The organism is Streptomyces sp. SKN60, assembly GCF_026236535.1.
Classification (GTDB): Bacteria; Actinomycetota; Actinomycetes; order Streptomycetales; family Streptomycetaceae; genus Streptomyces.
Genome location: NZ_JAHTMW010000009.1, coordinates 94,057 through 109,310 on the forward strand (window position 1 = coordinate 94,057; position 15,254 = coordinate 109,310).

Sequence of the window (15,254 nt, forward strand, 5' to 3'; positions counted from 1 at the left end):
CAGTCATGGACGCTCCCGATGCCGCTCACGCCGATTTCGACCCCTGGTCCCCGGAGTTCGTCGCCGATCCCTACCCGGCCTACGCGCGGCTGCGCGCCGGCGGCCGGGCGCACTGGCACGGGCCGACCCACCAGTGGCTGATCCCGCACTACGAGGACGTGTCGGCGCTGCTGCGGGACCGCCGCCTGGGCCGTACGTACACCCATCGCTTCACGCACGAGGAGTTCGGCCGGGAGGCGCCGGACGCGGCCCACGAGCCCTTCCACACGCTCAACGACCACGGGCTGCTCGACCTGGAGGGCGCCGACCACACCCGGATCCGGCGGCTGGTGTCGAAGGCGTTCACGCCGCGGACGGTGGAGGACCTGGCGCCGACGGTACGGCGGCTGGCCCGCGACCTGGTCGCCGGTCTGGTCGCGGACGGCGGCGGCGACCTGCTCGCCACGGTCGCGGAGCCCCTCCCCGTGGCGGTGATCGCCGAGATGCTCGGCATCCCGGCGCAGGACGAGGAGCGGGCCCGCCTCCGGCCCTGGTCGGCGGACATCTGCGGGATGTTCGAGCTCAACCCCTCGGAGGAGACGGCCCGCCGGGCGGTGCGTGCCTCGGTCGAGTTCTCCGACTACCTGCGGGAGCTCCTCGCCCGCCGCCGCAAGGCCCCGGGCGACGACCTGATCTCGGGGCTGCTCGCCGTACCGGAGCTGACCGAGCAGGAGATGATCTCCACCTGTGTGCTGCTGCTCAACGCCGGCCACGAGGCGACCGTGAACACCACGGTCAACGGCTGGTGGACGCTGCTGAGCCGGGGCGTGCGGCCGGATGTCGGGCCGGGCCCCGAGCCCGATCCCGGAAAGTTGTCCACAGCTGTGGAAGAACTGCTGCGCTACGACACACCCCTGCAGATGTTCGAGCGCTGGGTCCTCGACGACATCGACCTCGGTGGCGTCGTCATCCCGCGCGGCTCCGAGGTCGCCCTGCTCTTCGGCTCCGCCAACCGCGACCCCGCCCGCTTCGGCCCGACCGCCGGCACGCTCGACCTCACCCGCGCCGACAACCCGCACATCACCTTCGGCGCCGGCATCCACTACTGCCTCGGCGCCCCGCTCGCCCGCCTCGAACTCACCGCCGTCTTCGCCGAGTTGCTGAAGCAGGCGCCGGGACTCCGGCTCGCCGCCGAGCCGGAGTGGAAGCCGGGCTATGTGATCCGGGGCTTCAAGGAGCTGTTGGTGGAGGTGTGATCACAGGGCGAGGGGCCCCCGTTCCCCGGGGCCCCTCGCCGGTCGGACCGGGGGTCAGGACGACATGAGGTCCCGTCGCCGCAGGCCCGCCAGGCCCGCGGCGACGAGCGCGACCGCGAGGGCGGTCAGGGCCAGGACCGGGGTCCAGGTCATCTCCTGGCCCGGCAGCTTCGGCAGATGCCCGAAGGGGGAGAGGTTCAGGACCGCCCGGGGCAGGTTCAGGGCCGGGCCGATCCAGCCGATGACCAGGCAGATCCCGGCCGCCGCCCACCCGGCCACCGCGGCCTTGGGGAAGGCGCCGTGGAACAGGACCGCGACCCCCGCGAGCGTCCAGACCGCGGGCAGCTGGACCAGGCAGGCGCCCAGGATCGGGCCGAGGTCCTTGCCGTAGGTGAGGGAGAGCCCGACGCCGCTGAGCACCATGATCAGTACGGCGCCCGCGAAGGCGATCACTAGGTGGCCGGCCGCCCAGCGGATTCGGCCGACCGCGTTGGCCAGGATCGGCTCCGCCCGCCCCGAGGTCTCCTCGCCGTGCAGCCGCAGCACCGACCCCACCGCGTACAGCGCCGCGATCATGCCGAACATCCCGATCATCGCGGCGAGGAACGCGCTCTCCAGCGCGGACTGCCCGCCCATCCGCTCGAAGATCTCGCGGGCCTGCTCGTTGTCGCCGACGATGTCCGCCGCACCGGAGGCCATCCCGCCGAAGGCGATCCCGGCGACCAGGAAGCCGATCGACCAGCCGAGCAGCCCGCCGCGCTGGAGCCGCCAGGCGAGGGCCGCGGCCGTCGCGAGCCGCCCGACGGCCGGTCCGGGCCGGGTCGGCAGGAAGCTCATGCCGACATCGCGGCGGTTCGTCAACCCGTACGCGACGCCCGCCTGGACGAGGACGGCGGCGCCGATCAGCAGGAGCACCCACCAGCGCTCGCCGCCGTAGGGGCGCACGTTCTCGGCCCAGCCGATCGGGGACAGCCAGGTCAGGACGGACGAGCCTCCCCCTAGGACTCCGTCCTGGGAGGTACCCCCAGACTTTCCGGAGTCGCCGGCGGCTCGCAGCAGGAACGCGGTGCCGAGGACGCCCGCCGTGAGGCCCTTCGCGAGCCGCGCGCTCTCCGTGAGCTGGGCGACGATCGCGGCCATGGTCGCGAAGAGCATCCCCGTCCCGCCGACCGCGAGGCCGAGCGCGAGCGCCCCGCCCGCGCCCTGGCCGGCGAGTCCGGCCGTGATGATCAGGGCGACGAGGGCGTTGGCGAACACCGCGGTGAGCAGGGCGGCCGTCAGTGGCGCACGGCGGCCCACCACGGTGGCGGAGAGCATCTCCTGGCGGCCCGTCTCCTCCTCCTCGCGGGTGTGCCGGACGACGATGATCAGGCTCATCACGGCGGCGAGGGTGGCGCTGAAGACGCCGAACCGCCAGGCCACGAGCCCGCCGACCGAGTCGCCGAAGACCGGTCCGTACAGCGCCCGCAGGGAGCTGTTGCCGCTCATCGCGCCGGCGACCTCGGCGCGGGCGGCGGGGGTGTCGTACAGGGCCTGGATCGAGCCGACGCCGCTGGCGACCATGCCGCCGACGACGACGGCCCAGATCGGCAGCATGACCCGGTCGCGGCGCAGCGCCAGCCGGGTCAGGGACCCGGTCCCGGTCAGCGGGACGGTGAGCGTGCTCATCGCGCCGCCACCTCGTCGCTGTAGTGCCGGAGGAAGAGCTCCTCGAGGGTCGGCGGCGTGCTGGTCAGGGACCGGACGCCCGACTCGGTCAGCGACCGCAGCACCGCGTCGAGCTTGTCGGTGTCGACCTGGAGCCGGACCCGCCTGCCCCGCACGTCGAGATCGTGGACGCCGGGCAGGTGGGCGAGCCCGTTGGGCGCCCCGGCGAGCTCGGCGGTGACGCTGGTACGGGTGAGGTGACGCAGGTCCGCGAGCGAACCGCTCTCCACGGTCTGCCCCTGGCGGATGATGCTCACCCGGTCGCACAGCTCCTCCACCTCGCTGAGGATGTGGCTGGAGAGCAGCACGGTTGCGCCGCGCCCGCGCGCCTCGGCGACGCAGTCCTGGAAGACCTCCTCCATCAGCGGGTCGAGGCCGCTGGTCGGCTCGTCGAGGACGTACAGGTCGACGTCGGAGGCGAAGGCGGCGACGAGGGCGACCTTCTGCCGGTTGCCCTTGGAGTAGGTGCGGCCCTTCTTGGTGGGGTCGAGCTCGAAGCGCTCGATCAGCTCCGCCCGCCGGGCCCGGTCGAGGCCGCCGCGCAGCCGCCCGAAGAGGTCGATGACCTCGCCGCCGGAGAGGTTGCGCCACAGCGTGACGTCGCCGGGGACGTAGGCGATGCGCTTGTGCAGCTCGACGGCGTCGGACCAGGGGTCCCGGCCGAGCACCTGGGCGGCGCCGGAGTCGGCGCGCAGCAGCCCGAGGAGGACCCGGATGGTGGTGGACTTCCCGGCGCCGTTGGGGCCGAGGAAGCCGTGGACCTCGCCGGTCTCGACGGTGAGGTCGAGGCCGTCCAGTGCGTGGGTGCGCCCGAACGCCTTGTGGAGTCCGGCGACGGTGATTGCCTTCGTCATGCTTCAGAACGTACGCTACTTTCACAAACTTGTGAAGTTAAGGAAGCGTATGGAAAGTGGGTGAGATAGTGGACGCCATGACTGAGGGCACGGCTGAGGGCATCACTGAGGGCATGACGGCGGATACGGCCGAGGAGGACGTGACCGATGCGGCGGACGCCACCGCGCGCTTCGTGGAGCGCTTCGCCGCGGAGATGACCGCGGCCGGCATGCAGCGCATGGCCTCCCGCGTCTTCGCGGCCCTGCTCTCCTCCGAGGCCGCCTCCATGACCTCGGCGGAACTGGCCGAACGGCTCCAGATCAGCCCCGCGGCCGTCTCCGGCGCTGTCCGCTACCTCTCCCAGGTCGACATGGTCAGCCGCGAGCGCGACCCCGGCACCCGCCGCGACCTGTACGTGCTCCACAACGAACTCTGGTACGAGACCTTCACCCGCCGCGACCAGGTCCTCACCCGCTGGGAGAAGCTGCTGCGCGAGGGCGCCGACACCCTCGGCCCGGACACGGCGGCGGGCGCCCGGGTCGCCGAGACCGCCGAGTTCTTCGCCTTCCTGCACGGCGAGATGGCCGGGATCATGGACCGCTGGCGCGCCCGCAAGGACGCGGAGCGGGCCGGAGGCACGTCCTAAGAGACGCCTTGCGGCGCCTCGCGCGGCACCGTCAGCCCCCACGCCCCCGCCCGTACCGTCCAGGTCCGGCGGCGGACCGGGCCGGAGACCGCCGTGTCGGCGCGGTAGCGGAAGTCGGGGCCCGCGACGGTCAGGGTGCGGGCGGTGGTGGTCCGGGCGGGCTCGTCGCCCGGTGGGCGGAGGGTCAGCGCGAGGGTGCCCGCGAGGGCGCGGACGGTGAGCCCGGCGAGCGGCGTGTCGAGGTCGCTGAGCAGCACCCCGTCCGCCTCGACGCGCAGCCGGTGGGCGGGTGCGGCGAGGACCGCCGGGGCGGGCCGCACCAGGGTGCGGACGAGGGAGCGGCAGGTGTGCCAGACGGTCGGCGGCGCGGTCGGCGGTGCGGGCGCGGGGCCGCCGCCCGAGGGTCCCGAGCCGCCCGAGGCCGGCACGTCGAGGCGGTCGAGCACGAGGCCGCCGCTGTCGTCGACGAGCAGGTCGAGCCGCCGTACCGCCCCGTCGAGCACCGCCCGCGCGGCCGCCACCGTGCCCGGCGGCACGCCCAGCGCGCGGGCCGTCGTCACCCGGTCGGCCGCACCGATCGGGACCATCGCGACGGCCGTCGTACCGGCCCCGTCCGCCGGGTCCCGGTCGTGCTGCAGCAGGGTCACGGCGCGCAGCAGCGCGCGGTCGTCGCCGAGGACGACGGGGCGCCGGGAGCCGCGCCTGGCCAGGGCCCGGGAGAATTCCTCCGGACCGTCCGGCAGGCAGATCTTCGCTTCGGCGCCCGCCGACAGCACATCTTTCGCGATCCGTACGGACTCGCCGTCCATTCGGCGGGCGACCGGGTCGACGATGACCAGCAGCTGGTCGTGATCCGACACCTCGGTCCTTCCTCGGGTAGTCTCTTTGTGCAAGAGCCCCTTGCGCTATTGCGCCAGGGGCTTCGTCTATTCCGGGGCACACCGGTGAGGCGGCGTCGGCCCCCTGACCTTGGTCTTGCCCCGCCCGGAAGGGGTGTACGCCTGTGCCCGCACTTGTGCTGCTCGGTGCTCAGTGGGGTGACGAGGGCAAGGGAAAGGCCACCGACCTGCTCGGCGGGTCCGTTGACTACGTGGTGCGTTACCAGGGCGGCAACAATGCCGGCCACACGGTCGTCGTCGGCGACCAGAAGTACGCGCTGCACCTTCTCCCTTCCGGAATCCTCTCCCCGGGGTGCACCCCGGTCATCGGAAACGGCGTCGTCGTCGACCCGGCGGTCCTGCTCTCCGAGCTGAGCGGGCTGAACGAGCGCGGCGTCGACACCTCCAAGCTCCTGATCAGCGGTAACGCCCATCTGATCACCCCGTACAACGTCACCCTCGACAAGGTGACGGAACGGTTCCTCGGCAAGCGCAAGATCGGCACCACGGGCCGCGGCATCGGCCCGACCTACGCCGACAAGATCAACCGTGTCGGCATCCGGGTCCAGGACCTGTACGACGAGTCGATCCTCACCCAGAAGGTGGAGGCGGCGCTGGAGGGCAAGAACCAGCTGCTCGCCAAGCTGTACAACCGCCGGGCGATCGAGGCCGCGCAGATCGTCGAGGAGATGCTCCAGTACGCGGAGCAGATCAAGCCCTTCGTCGCCGACACCACGCTGATCCTCAACAAGGCGCTCGACGACGACAAGGTCGTGCTCTTCGAGGGCGGTCAGGGCACCCTGCTCGACGTCGACCACGGCACGTACCCCTTCGTCACCTCCTCGAACCCGACCGCCGGCGGTGCCTGCACGGGTGCGGGCGTGGGCCCGACGAAGATCAGTCGGGTCATCGGCATCCTCAAGGCGTACACGACCCGCGTCGGCGCCGGCCCGTTCCCGACCGAGCTCTTCGACGAGGACGGCGAGGCGCTGCGCCGCATCGGCGGCGAGCGCGGTGTCACCACCGGCCGTGACCGCCGCTGCGGCTGGTTCGACGCGGTCATCGCCCGCTACGCGACCCGCGTGAACGGCCTGACCGACTTCTTCCTCACCAAGCTCGACGTGCTGACCGGCTGGGAGCAGATCCCGGTGTGCGTCGCGTACGAGATCGACGGCAAGCGCGTCGAGGAGCTGCCCTACTCGCAGACCGACTTCCACCACGCGAAGCCCGTCTACGAGATGCTCCCGGGCTGGTCCGAGGACATCACCAAGGCCAAGACCTTCGCCGACCTGCCGAAGAACGCGCAGGCGTACGTGAAGGCCCTGGAGGACATGTCCGGCGCTCCGATCTCCGCGATCGGCGTGGGCCCGGGCCGGGACGAGACGATCGAGATCAACTCGTTCCTCTAAAGGACACGCGAAAGGGCCCGCACCCCTGGCATTCGCCTGGGGGTGCGGGCCCTTTCGTATCCATGGCCGGGCGTCCAGGCGTCTAGGCGTCGAACTTGGTGTCCCGGCCGACCTTGTCCCAGGCGTTCAGATCGGCCCGGACCTGGTCGAGGTGGGCGTGGATCATGTCGATGGAGTCGTCGCCGAGGGCGAGGCGGAGCGGCGGCTCGTCGGCGTTCAGGGCGGTGAGGACGGCGGCCGCGGCCTTGGCCGGGTCGCCGGCCTGGGTGCCGTCGCCGCCCTCGACGAAGGCGCGGGTGGCGCCGACGGTGTCGGCGTAGTCGGGGATGGTGTCCGCGCTGAGGCTCTTGCCGCCGCCGAAGAGGGACGTGCGGAAGGCGCCGGGCTCGACGATCAGGACGTGGATGCCGAGTGGCTTGACCTCGGCGGCGAGCGCCTCCGACATGCCCTCCAGGGCGAACTTCGTCGCGCTGTACGCGCCGAAGCCGGGCAGCGAGCCCTGGCCGCCGACGCTGCTGAGCTGCACGATCGCGCCGGAGCGGCGGGCGCGCATGTGGGGCAGGACGGCGCGGGTCAGGGCGGCCGGGCCGAAGACGTGCACGTCGAAGAGGGAGCGCAGTTCGGCGTCGCCGGTCTCCTCGACCGAACCGACGTGGGTGCGGCCCGCGTTGTTGACCAGGACGTCGATGCGGCCGTGCCGCTCGGCGACCTCGCTCACCACCCGGTCGACGGCGGCGTGGTCGGTGACGTCCAGGGTGACGGCGTGGACCTGGTCGGGGTGGGCGGCGACCAGGTCGTCCAGGGTGCCGGCGCGGCGGGCGGCGGCGACCACGACGTCCCCGGCGGCGACCGCCGCCTCGGCGAAGGCGCGCCCGAAGCCGCTGTTGGCGCCGGTGATCAGCCAGACCTTGCTCATGTCTCTCGTTTCCCCTCGTCGGTGGTGGTGCGTGGTGCGTGGTGCGTGGTGCGTGGTGCAACTGGCAACCAGCCTGCATCCAGGGGTAGTTGTCGGTCCAAGATCTGTCGTGATAGCCCATGGTTATGACCCTCGCGGATGTGCACGGCCGGGACCTGCGCTACTTCCTCGCGGTCGCGGAGGAACTGCACTTCACCCGTGCCGCCGAGCGCCTGTACGTGTCGCAGCCCGCGCTCAGCAAGCAGATCCGGGCCCTGGAACGGCAGCTCGGTGCCCCGCTGTTCGACCGCGACCGGCACGGCGTCCGGCTCACCGAGGTCGGTACGGCGCTGCTGCCGCACGCCCGCGCGGTGCTCGCCGCGTGGGCGGAGGCGGAGGGCGCGGTGCGCGCCGCCCGGGCCGCGCGGGAGGCCACCCTCGTGATCGGCATGTCCACCAGCCCGGGCCGGGGCGGGCTGCTGCCCGCGATCCGCTCCCGCTTCACCGAGGCCCACCCGGAGGCCCGGCTCCGGCTGCGCCAGATCGGCTGGGACGATCCGACCGCCGGGCTCGCCGACGGCACCAGCGACCTGGCGTTCGTCTGGCTGCCGCTGGTCGACGCCGAGCGCTACCGCTGGGTCGTCGTCGCCACCGAACCGCGCCTGATCGCCCTGTCCGAGCGGCACCCGCTGGCCGGCCGCGACCGGATCGCCTTCGCCGACCTCCTCGACGAACCCTTCCTCGCCCTCCCCGGCGAGGTCGCCCCCGAACTCCGCGACCACTGGCTGGCCCTGGACGCCCGCGACGGCAGCCCGGCCCGGATCGGCGCCGAGATCGGCTCCACCGACGAGACGTACGAGGCGCTCGTCGACGGCCTCGGCATCTGCCTGGTGGCCGAGGGCAACGCCCCGCTGCTCACCCGTGGCGGCGTCGTCGTCCGCCCCGTCGACGGCGTCACCCCCACCCGCTTCGCCCTCGCCTGGCGCGCCGACGACCGCCGCCCCCTGGTCCACGACTACGCCCGGGCGGCGGCCCGGGCGACGGCCGCCGCGCCCTAGTCGCGGACGAACTCGCCCGGTTCGCTGTCCGCGGCCATGGAGTAGACGTGCAGCAGCTCCTTGCCCTGGTAGTGGACGATCCGGAGGTTGCTGGAGCCGTTCTCGGCACACTCGGGGTCCCAGGTCTCCGGGTCGCGGGTCTCGGGGCCGACGACCAGGAGGTTGCCGGCGCCGCCGACGACGGCGGTGGTGACGCAGCGGACGTCCTCGGAGGTGGGGTTGCCGTCCTTGTCGGTGCGCGGGAAGGACTGGTCGAGGCGGATCAGGGGTGCGCCGACCGGGCCCTGGGTGACGGTGAGCTGGTACGTGTAGCGGTCGGCGTCGGGCTGGGTCACCTGGTCCCGGGACTGCTGCCAGCTGCCGACGAGGGCGGCGGGGACGACGGCCGCGCCGGCCGGGACGCGCTGGAAGGTGGTCTTCGCGACGCCCGAGCTCCACTCGACGACGTCCGTGGAACGCAGTCGCAGGGTCTGGCGGGCGGCCGGGGTGCAGCGCTGGGCGGGGACGCTCGCGGTGATCTCGGCGTCGCCGAAGACGAGTTCGCTGTCGGTGGCGGAAAGCAGCACGGCCCGGCCGATGCACAGCCGCTCGCCGGTGACATGGGTATAGACGACGCTCCGGGAGCCCGCCGCGCCCTGAGTCACCTCGATCCGGCTGGTCTCGTACGGCATGTCCGCCGTCCCCTTGAGGACGCCCTCCCAGGCGCCGAGGAACGCCGCCGGGACGATCCCGGCCGGCCGCGCCCCGGTCGTCGTGGCGCCACCGCGGCCCTTTCCGCCGCCGCTGACGGGAGTGTTCGGGTCGGACAGCGGCCAGTAGGTGTACGTGAGGGCCGCGGCGCCCGCCACGGCGAGCGCGGCGACGGCGGCGACCAGGCCCGTACGGCGGCGGGGCCGGGCGACGCCGTCCTGCTCGCGGGTGCCGGGCAGCGGGGTGGCCGGGGTGGGGTCGCCGGCGGAGGCGGCCTCGGCCTCCAGGAGCCGGGCGGCGTGCCGGCCGAGCCGGGCGAGGACGTCGGCGGGCAGCCAGGGGTCGGTGACCCTGAGCGTGTCGACCAGTTCGGCGGCGGACGGCCGGCCCGCCGGGTCCTTGGTGAGGCAGGCCCGGATCAGGCCGGCGAGTTCGGGCGCCAGGCCGGTCAGGTCGGGCTCGTCGTGGGCGATGCGGAACATGGTGGCGTGCACGCCGCTGTCCGAGCCGCCGAACGGCGAACGCCCGGTCGCCGCGTACGCAAGCACCGACCCCAGGCAGAAGATGTCCGCGGCCGGGCTGAGCTTCTCGCCCCGCACCTGCTCCGGCGACATGAAGCCGGGGGAGCCGACGACGGCGCCGGTGGTGGTGAGCCCGCCGTCGGTGACGGTGTCGAGGGCGCGGGCGATGCCGAAGTCGATGATCTGCGGGCCGTCGACGGTGAGCAGGACGTTCGACGGCTTCAGATCGCGGTGGACCAGGCCCGCGGTGTGGATGTGGGTGAGGGCCCGGGCCAGTCCGGCGGCGAGGGTGCGGACGCTGTCCGGCGGCAGCGGCCCGTACTCGTCGGCGACGACGGTCCGCAGCGAAGGACCGGGCACGTATCCCACGGCCACCCAGGGCAGTTCGGCCCCGGTGTCGGAGCCGAGGACGGGCGCCGTGCCGGTGCCGCCGACCCGCTCCAGTGCGGAGACCTCCCGGGCGAAGCGGCGCCGGAACTCGTCCTGGGCCGCCAGCTCCGGGTGCACGACCTTCACGGCGACGGCACGCCCGCCGGCCGACCGGGCCAGATACACCCGCCCCATGCCGCCCACACCGAGCCGGCCGAGCAGCCGGAACGGTCCTATGGTGACCGGGTCTTCCGCGTTCAAGGGATCCACGTCGCTAGAGGATGCCAGACCCGCCCGCCGGGCTCCCCGTCATCCCGCGCCGCAGATCCGCAGCCCCTTGGGGGTGGCGCAGGGCAGATGCCCGTGGCCGAGGATCACGTCCTGCCCGCCGCCGCGCCCCAGATAGGTGAGGAAACTGGAGGTCAGCGAGCCGGGCCGGGGCAGCTCCCAGGTGTAGGCGTACTCGATCTCCCGGTACGGGTAGGGCGAGCTGCCCAGCTCCGCCAGGTCCGGCCTGCGCCCGTCGACGGATATCCGGTGCAGGCCCTTCGGACGGCTGCCGGTGCGCAGCTCGGTGTAGCCGAGGGCGCCGGGCAGCGCGGCGACGGTGGACAGGACCTGGTCGGTGCTGTCGAGCTCGCACCGGATGACCAGGGCCTCCGGGTCGTCCTTGGCCGAGCAGTTACGGGAGGAGTTGGCGGGCTCGTTGCGCCCGAGGACCCGGCGCTGGAACACCTCGCGGGTCCCGGAGTCGGCGTCCCGGCTGACCAGCCGCACGGGCAGGTCGGGGCCGCCGAGGGTGCGCCAGTTGGTGATGTCGCCGCGGTACAGGGCCCGGATGTTCTCCAGGGTGAGGTTGTCCAGCGGGACCCGGTCGTTGACGACGAGGGTGAAGAGCGAGACGGCGACGGGGGAGTCCTTCAGCTGCGGGTAGCCCTCGGGCTTGGCCCCGTCGGACAGGGTGACGAGCTCCGGGCGCCCGTCCTTGCCCTGCCGCGCGCCCTGCTCGGCGAGCCGCCGTATGCCGGCGGTGGAGCCGCGCGCGTCGACGCTCACGGTGGCGCCCGGGCAGTCCCGTTCGTACTGCGCGGCGGCGTCCTTCAGGACCGGCTCGAAGGCGGTGGAACCGGTGACGGTGAGGCTGCCGCGGGCGCAGCCGATGGGCGGCGGCACGTCGTCGCGGATCACGATGATCGCGGCGAGCGTGATCACACAGACGGTCAGGGCGATGATGACGCGGCGGGCGGCCCGGGTGAAGGTGGGCGGCTTGTCGTCGAAGGTCGCGCTGTGGTTGACGTGGACCCCGCCGTCGCGGATCGGTCCGGCGACGGCGATCTCGTCCTTGGGCTCGCCGCCGGTGAGCAGCACGAGCACCTTGAAGTAGTCCCCGGGATTGAGCGCCACCTTGGGGATCCTGATCTCGCGGTCGCTGACCGCCAGGTCGTCGCTGCCGAACGGCGCCTGTGAGGCGGCCGCCGCCTCGACCCTGCGGCGGGTGAACCGCACGGACAGCCCGTGGTTCTCCTGGTTGTAGTCCTCGCGGCCGATGGAGACGCCGCCGTCGTTCTCGATGCGCAGCAGCACGAGGGTGGCGTCCGTCATGTCGGCGCGTCCGTGGAAGAGGCGGGTGACCCTGTCCCCCACCGGGGTGTCCAGCTGGACGCGGTAGCCGACGCGCTTGCGGCGCGGCACCCGTCGCTCGATGACGAGCACGGCGAAGGTGACGACCACACCGAGCAGCGCGGTGACGACGGCGATGACGTTCTCGGGGCTGACCCAGTCCACGGGCGCCACCGTACGGACGGGTGTGCGGTTCGGTACGAGAGCTGGATTCCGGCCATCTGGAGTTCGTCCTTCCGACAGGTTCCCCCGGCTTCCTTACAGCTGTTGCCGGGGTTGGCGGGCATGGGTGTAATGGGCCACGAGGGGGCTGCCGCAGGAGGAGACCCATGCGTGTCGTCGAAGTGACCGCCTACGGCGGACCCGAGGTGCTGAACATGGCCCGCCGCCCCGAGCCCGAGGCCGGGGACGTGCCGGGCAAGGTCCGGGTCCGGCTGAAGGCGGCCGGTGTGGCCGTCGCCGACATGAGGATCCGGGCGGGCTACTACGCCGAGGAGCTCGAACCGCTCCGGCCCCCGTTCGTCCTCGGCACGGACTTCGCCGGCCGGCTCCTCGACCCCGCGCCCGGCCCGACGGGCACCCTTCCGGCCGGTACCCGGGTGGCGGGCTTCGTTCCGTGGTTCACCGAGCGGACGGGTGAGGGCACCTACGCGGAGGTCATCCGGGTCGACCCCGAATGGCTGGCGCCGATCGCCGACGAGGTGGACTTCACCCAGGCGGCCTCGGTCCCGCTGGCCGCCGTCACGGCCCAGCAGGGCCTCGGCGTGCTCGACCTCCCGGCGGGCGCCACGCTCCTCGTCACCGGCGCCAGCGGCGTCGTGGGCCGCTTCGCGGTCCAGTTCGCCTCGGCGGCCGGCCTGGAGGTCGTGGCCGTCGCCCACGAGGGCGACGAGAGCGAGCTCAAGGTCCTCGGCGCCAAGCACTGCGTCACCCGCGGCGAACCCGCCGACGTGCTCGCCCAGCTCCTGGCTCTCGTCCCCGACCGGGTCGACGGCGTCTTCGACGGCGCCCTCGTCGGCGACCCGGTCCTCCCGGCCGCCAAGGACGGCGGCGCCTTCGTCGCCCTCGCGAAGGACCGCACCCCCGCCCCCGAGCGCGACATCCGCGTCGAGACCGTCTTCGGCCGCCCCGACCCCGCCGAGCTGGCCGCCATCTTCCAGAAGGTCGCCGACCGCGAGCTCATCACCCGGGTGGCCGACGTCATGCCCCTCGAAGAGGCCGCCGAGGCCCACCGCCGCGCCGAGGCCGGCCGCCGGCCCGGCCGGATCGTCCTGATGATCTGACCCGGGGTGGATCCGAGCGGACCCGAGCGGATCCGGCTCGGGTCGGACTGTCGGGCCGTCAGGCCGTCAGCGCGGCGAGCTCCGCGTTCGCGCGGGCGGTGACCAGAGCGAGGACGCGGCCGGCGGCGGCCAGGTCCTCGGCCGGTATGCCGCCCCAGACGCGGGCGCTGACTGGAGCCGTCTCGGCGGTGATGGCGGCCAGGAGTGCGCGGCCCGCGTCCGTGGCCCGCAGATGCGCGCCGTCCGCGACCAGCAGGCCCCGGTCCCGCAGCTCGTCGAGCGTGGCGCGGATGTCGGCCGGGTCGGCCTTGAGACTGCCCTGGACCTGGGCGGTGAGGGCGTCGGCCGTCTGCGGGGCCTCGGCCGTGACAGCAGCGCGCAGGGCGATCTGCTGCTGGAACGTGGCGCCGTGTCGGGCCAGGACGTGCTCCAGGAGACCCCGGGCGGCGTAGTGGGCCAGGCCGAGGGCACGGGCGTCGGCGGCGGGTGCGGTGGACACGGACACGGACGTGGGCGTGGATGCGGTCATGATGATGTCCCCCTCTAACGTTCGGGCTACTAACGTTTGTGGCACTAACGACATTAGATCGTTCGGACCACTAACGCAAGAGGTAATCTGCACCGCATGAGCGAGACCCCCGACGTGCCCGAGTCCCGCGAGATGGACGAGCGGCAGACGCAGACCCCCGACCGTCTCCGTGCCCTCCCCAGCCGCCTGCTCGCGATGACCTCCGCCCGGGCGGACCGCCTCGTGAGCGATCGGCTGGCCGCCGAGGACTCCCGCAAGTGGCACTTCGCGGTCCTGGCCTCCCTCGACGCGTACGGCCCGGCCAGCCAGGCCGAGCTGAGCCGGCGCACCGGCGTCTACCGCAGCGATCTCGTCTCCGTCATCAACGAGTTGGAGCAGCGCGGCCAGGTCGCCCGCACCCCCGACCCCGACGACCGCCGCCGCAACGTCGTCACCCTCACCCCGCCGGGCCGCAAGCACCTCGAACGCCTCGACAAGGTCCTCGCCGAGGTCCAGGACGAGTTGATGGCACCGCTCTCCGTCGCCGAACGAGCCCTGCTCGTCGGCCTGTTGGAGCGTGTGCTGTCCCGCTGAATGAAGGAGTCCGGTCGCGTCCGGTTCGGTTCGATCTGGTCCAGACCATTGACAGGTGCAGACCAATAGCGGTTGCGTGGGCCTTCCCCCACCGGAAGGACGAGCCGCATGCTGCGACGTCTGCTCACCGTCCTGGCCGCGATCTGTACGGTCGCCGGCCTCGCCGTCTTCCTGCCCGCCACCGTCGCGGGCGCCGCGCCCGCCTGTGTGGCCGCCTGGAACTCCTCCAGCGTCTACACGGGCGGCATGACCGCCTCGTACAACGGTCACAACTGGTACGCCAAGTGGTGGACCCAGAACGAGCGCCCCGGCACCGCCGACGTCTGGCGCGACGAGGGCACCTGCGGCGGCGACGGCGGCACCACCACCCCGCCGCCGTCCACCTCCGGATTCGTCGTCTCCGAGGCCCAGTTCAACCAGATGTTCCCGGGCCGGAACTCCTTCTACACGTACGCCGGCCTCAAGGCCGCCCTCAGCGCGTACCCCGGCTTCGCCACCACCGGCAGCGACACCGTGAAGAGGCAGGAGGCCGCCGCCTTCCTCGCCAACGTCAGCCACGAGACCGGCGGCCTCGTCTACATCGTCGAGCAGAACACCGCCAACTACCCGCACTACTGCGACTGGAGCCAGTCGTACGGCTGCCCCGCCGGCCAGGCCGCGTACTACGGCCGCGGCCCGATCCAGCTCTCCTGGAACTTCAACTACAAGGCCGCCGGTGACGCCCTCGGCATCAACCTCCTCGCCGACCCCTACCGCGTCGAGCGCGACGCGGCCGTCGCCTGGAAGACCGGCCTCTGGTACTGGAACACCCAGAACGGCCCCGGCACCATGACCGCGCACAGCGCCATGGTCAACAGCCGCGGCTTCGGCGAGACCATCCGCTCCATCAACGGTTCGCTGGAGTGCAACGGCGGCAACCCGGCCCAGGTCCAGAGCCGGGTCACCAAGTACCAGCAGTTCACCCAGATCCTGGGCGTGCCCGCCGGGTCGAACCTCTACTGCTAGAC

At 72.8% G+C, this 15,254-nt stretch carries 14 protein-coding genes; 7 read left to right on the top strand and 7 right to left on the bottom strand.

The genetic code is table 11. The features are described 5' to 3' along the window. Positions 1 to 5 precede the first annotated feature (5 nt). A complete protein-coding gene (locus KV205_RS16820) occupies positions 6 to 1,235 on the top strand; it encodes a cytochrome P450 (protein WP_265865180.1) in 1,230 nt (409 codons plus the stop codon). Between the two features lie 54 nt (positions 1,236 to 1,289). Here the strand turns inward: KV205_RS16820 and KV205_RS16825 are convergent, their stop codons facing one another. Then, the gene (locus tag KV205_RS16825) at positions 1,290 to 2,903 is read right to left on the bottom strand and encodes an ABC transporter permease (protein WP_265865181.1); all 1,614 of its coding nucleotides are present in this window, start codon (positions 2,901 to 2,903) and stop codon (positions 1,290 to 1,292) included. Beyond that, on the bottom strand, positions 2,900 to 3,796 hold the full coding sequence (locus tag KV205_RS16830) for an ABC transporter ATP-binding protein (protein ID WP_265865182.1): 897 nt from the start codon (positions 3,794 to 3,796) through the stop codon (positions 2,900 to 2,902). Before KV205_RS16830 ends, KV205_RS16825 begins: the two co-directional genes overlap by 4 nt. Before the next feature lie 113 nt (positions 3,797 to 3,909). Between KV205_RS16830 and KV205_RS16835 the strand changes: the two genes are divergently transcribed. Continuing rightward, on the top strand, positions 3,910 to 4,422 hold the full coding sequence (locus KV205_RS16835; RefSeq protein WP_265865389.1) for a GbsR/MarR family transcriptional regulator: 513 nt from the start codon (positions 3,910 to 3,912) through the stop codon (positions 4,420 to 4,422). On the opposite strand, the gene KV205_RS16840 is transcribed toward KV205_RS16835, so the two are convergent. Continuing rightward, positions 4,419 to 5,282 carry a diacylglycerol kinase gene (locus KV205_RS16840; protein WP_265865183.1) on the bottom strand — a complete coding sequence of 288 codons (864 nt, stop codon included), beginning with the start codon at positions 5,280 to 5,282 and terminating at the stop codon, positions 4,419 to 4,421. The two genes, KV205_RS16835 and KV205_RS16840, sit on opposite strands and share 4 nt — an antisense overlap. 143 nt (positions 5,283 to 5,425) lie before the next feature. Between KV205_RS16840 and KV205_RS16845 the strand changes: the two genes are divergently transcribed. Beyond that, on the top strand, positions 5,426 to 6,709 hold the full coding sequence (locus tag KV205_RS16845; protein WP_265865184.1) for an adenylosuccinate synthase: 1,284 nt from the start codon (positions 5,426 to 5,428) through the stop codon (positions 6,707 to 6,709). 82 nt (positions 6,710 to 6,791) lie between these two features. Here the strand turns inward: KV205_RS16845 and KV205_RS16850 are convergent, their stop codons facing one another. Beyond that, complete coding sequence (locus tag KV205_RS16850) at positions 6,792 to 7,625, bottom strand: oxidoreductase (RefSeq protein ID WP_265865185.1); 834 nt, start codon at positions 7,623 to 7,625, stop codon at positions 6,792 to 6,794. Positions 7,626 to 7,750: 125 nt separating this feature from the next. Between KV205_RS16850 and KV205_RS16855 the strand changes: the two genes are divergently transcribed. After that, positions 7,751 to 8,662 (top strand): LysR family transcriptional regulator, encoded by a 912-nt coding sequence (locus KV205_RS16855; protein WP_374214681.1) that lies wholly within the window; start codon positions 7,751 to 7,753, stop codon positions 8,660 to 8,662. Here KV205_RS16855 and KV205_RS16860 read toward each other — a convergent pair. Together KV205_RS16860 and KV205_RS16865 are read right to left on the bottom strand one after the other, a co-directional pair. Next, positions 8,659 to 10,512 carry a serine/threonine-protein kinase gene (locus KV205_RS16860; RefSeq protein WP_265865186.1) on the bottom strand — a complete coding sequence of 618 codons (1,854 nt, stop codon included), beginning with the start codon at positions 10,510 to 10,512 and terminating at the stop codon, positions 8,659 to 8,661. The two genes, KV205_RS16855 and KV205_RS16860, sit on opposite strands and share 4 nt — an antisense overlap. 39 nt (positions 10,513 to 10,551) lie before the next feature. After that, positions 10,552 to 12,027 carry a substrate-binding domain-containing protein gene (locus KV205_RS16865; RefSeq protein ID WP_265865187.1) on the bottom strand — a complete coding sequence of 492 codons (1,476 nt, stop codon included), beginning with the start codon at positions 12,025 to 12,027 and terminating at the stop codon, positions 10,552 to 10,554. Between the two features lie 164 nt (positions 12,028 to 12,191). Between KV205_RS16865 and KV205_RS16870 the strand changes: the two genes are divergently transcribed. Then, positions 12,192 to 13,145 (top strand): NADP-dependent oxidoreductase, encoded by a 954-nt coding sequence (locus tag KV205_RS16870; RefSeq protein WP_265865188.1) that lies wholly within the window; start codon positions 12,192 to 12,194, stop codon positions 13,143 to 13,145. Positions 13,146 to 13,203: 58 nt separating this feature from the next. On the opposite strand, the gene KV205_RS16875 is transcribed toward KV205_RS16870, so the two are convergent. Then, positions 13,204 to 13,674: a MarR family transcriptional regulator gene (locus KV205_RS16875; protein WP_265865189.1), complete on the bottom strand. Its 471-nt coding sequence runs from the start codon at positions 13,672 to 13,674 to the stop codon at positions 13,204 to 13,206. Positions 13,675 to 13,770: 96 nt separating this feature from the next. Here KV205_RS16875 and KV205_RS16880 point away from each other — a divergent pair, with 96 nt between their 5' ends. Together KV205_RS16880 and KV205_RS16885 are read left to right on the top strand one after the other, a co-directional pair. Beyond that, on the top strand, positions 13,771 to 14,247 hold the full coding sequence (locus tag KV205_RS16880) for a MarR family winged helix-turn-helix transcriptional regulator (protein WP_265865190.1): 477 nt from the start codon (positions 13,771 to 13,773) through the stop codon (positions 14,245 to 14,247). Between the two features lie 108 nt (positions 14,248 to 14,355). Continuing rightward, positions 14,356 to 15,252 carry a glycoside hydrolase family 19 protein gene (locus KV205_RS16885; RefSeq protein ID WP_265865191.1) on the top strand — a complete coding sequence of 299 codons (897 nt, stop codon included), beginning with the start codon at positions 14,356 to 14,358 and terminating at the stop codon, positions 15,250 to 15,252. The last annotated feature ends 2 nt before the right edge of the window (positions 15,253 to 15,254 follow it).